Below are 1,998 nucleotides of genomic sequence, written 5' to 3' on the forward strand. Positions count from 1 at the left end.
GATGCCGATGCCCCCTTGCAGCGGGTTGCCCCAGCTCTGCGCCGCTTCAAGGCCCACAGCCTGCAGCATGTCTTTGGCGGGTATCCAGACCTGCAACCAGGCCAGGGCAATCACCTGGGGTGGAATCATGGCCTGGACCACAAAGCCAAACACCACAAACGGACGGTGCCGCAGATCGCCCAGCGTCACGATGGTGGCCATCAGCAGGCCATAGCCCGCCGCAATCGCACCGCCCATCAGACCGACCTGCAGCGAATGCAGAGTCGCCGTCCAGGCGGCACTGGAATGGGCCGCCGCCAGCACCGCGTCTCGGTGCGGCCCCAGCACGGCAGCCAACAGCGCGTACAACAGCCGCCCCATCGGCAGGCCGCAAATGGGCAGCAGGAACGCCAGCAAGCCAACCGTCACCCACTTCTCGGCTCGCCAGGAGGCCAGCTTGCGCGGCGGTTTAGCGGATGTAGTCTCCAACACGGCGACGGTCACCGCCTGCCCCACTGGGTCGCCCTGCAAGGCCCCATCACTTTTCTTTCCATCGTCGGTCAGCAGAGTATCAGCCGCCGAAAACCTGGCCAAAGCGCTTCTTTTCTTCGTCGCCGGTTTTCACGATATCGCCGGGCACGACCTTCATGAAGCGGTAGCTGGAGCCGGCGGGATAGCCCTTGGGTGGGGCGACATTTTTAGCCAGAGGCAGATAGCCCAGCTGGGTGGAGAACTGCTGGCCCTTGCTGGAGACCAGGAAGTTCACAAAGGCTTCGGCCGCCGGGATGTTCTTGGCAGTGTTCAGGATTGCCACCGGCTCGGTGACAAAAGTCAGGCCTTCCTTGGGAATGACAAATTCCACTGGCGAACCCTTGGCCTTGGCGTTCAGCGCCATGAAGTCGACCAGTACGCCAACCATCTTTTCGCCACTCGCCACCTGCTGCAGCACCGCACCGTTGCCGCGCACCGCGACCGCGTTGTTGGCCTTCAGGGCTTCGATGAACTTCCAACCCAGGTCGGGCGAGGCCGACCAGGTACTGACCGTGATGGCCGCGGCACCGGAGTACAACGGGCTGGGCATGACCACCTGGCCTTTGAGTTCCGGGCTTTGCAGATCGGCCCAGGACGTGGGTTTGAACTTGGATTGGGTGTTGTAGACGATGCCCGTGGTGATCAGCTTGGTGCCGATATAGGTCCGCTGCGCGTCAAAGAAAGCCGCAGGAATGGCCGAGGTGTCGATGTTGCGCATGCGCAGCAGCCGACCTTCGAGTTTCAGCGTTTCCATCGACACGGCATCGGCAATCAGCAACAGGTCGGGACGGGGGGCGCCCGCGGCGATTTCGGTTCGGAGGCGGCTGATCACCTCGGTCGTACCAGAGCGGAAGGTCTCCACTTTGACATTCGGGTACTGGGCGTTGAAAGCCGCCAGCGTTTCCTTCAGATCACGTTCCGGCTGGGAGCTGTACAGCACCAGCGGGCCAGACACGCTTTTATCTTGCGCATAGGCGGCCAACGGCGTAGAGAACACCACGGCGGTGGCCGCCAGAATCAGGGCGAATCGATGGCCCACACGGGTGGATAAAGGAATAGTGAACATGAACTTCCAGCTTGCTTGGTAAAACCTGCAAGCATGGTATGCGGATATGACAATACGGTTACAGAAAACACGGCGGATATGCCCTGGTTTCTTGGAACGTGTTCATGATCTTAGAATGTATTTACGATCTCTTTGGCGTCGCGTTGGGGTGCAATCGGGATGCGTTGGTTGTCGCAGACCGCTGCATGGGCTCTCTGCCCATGCAAAGGCTACGGCAGACAAATCGCCCGATTTTCCCCAACCCAAAGGGCAACTGCGCGCCCCCAAATAGACCATGAACACAATGGGATGGACCCCCCCACCCTAAACGGCCTCGAACGTGCCAAAGTGGAGTTGCATCACAACCACTTGAACAGACAGGAGCGTCCACCATGCAGATTACATCGATTGGCATTGACCTGGCAAAGAATGTGTTCCAGGTC

2 protein-coding genes are annotated in these 1,998 nt (G+C 60.1%); both read right to left on the minus strand.

Annotation, left to right across the window (positions count from 1 at the left end):
* Positions 1-573, minus strand: a 573-nt coding sequence (locus ABI213_RS06300; protein ID WP_348026439.1) for a hypothetical protein, incomplete at its 3' end; no start/stop codon positions are given.
* A complete protein-coding gene (locus ABI213_RS06305; protein ID WP_348007155.1) occupies positions 551-1,576 on the minus strand; it encodes an ABC transporter substrate-binding protein in 1,026 nt (341 codons plus the stop codon). The genes ABI213_RS06305 and ABI213_RS06300, both read right to left, overlap by 23 nt.
* Between the last annotated feature and the right edge of the window lie 422 nt (positions 1,577-1,998).

Source organism: Rhodoferax sp., assembly GCF_039922535.1.
Classification (GTDB): Bacteria; Pseudomonadota; Gammaproteobacteria; order Burkholderiales; family Burkholderiaceae_C; genus Rhodoferax_B.

What these genes read in the sequence shown, in the direction of transcription:
- ABI213_RS06305 (WP_348007155.1), bottom strand. Translation starts at nt 1,576, where the DNA reads ATGTTCACTATTCCTTTATCCACCCGTGTGGGCCATCGATTCGCCCTG.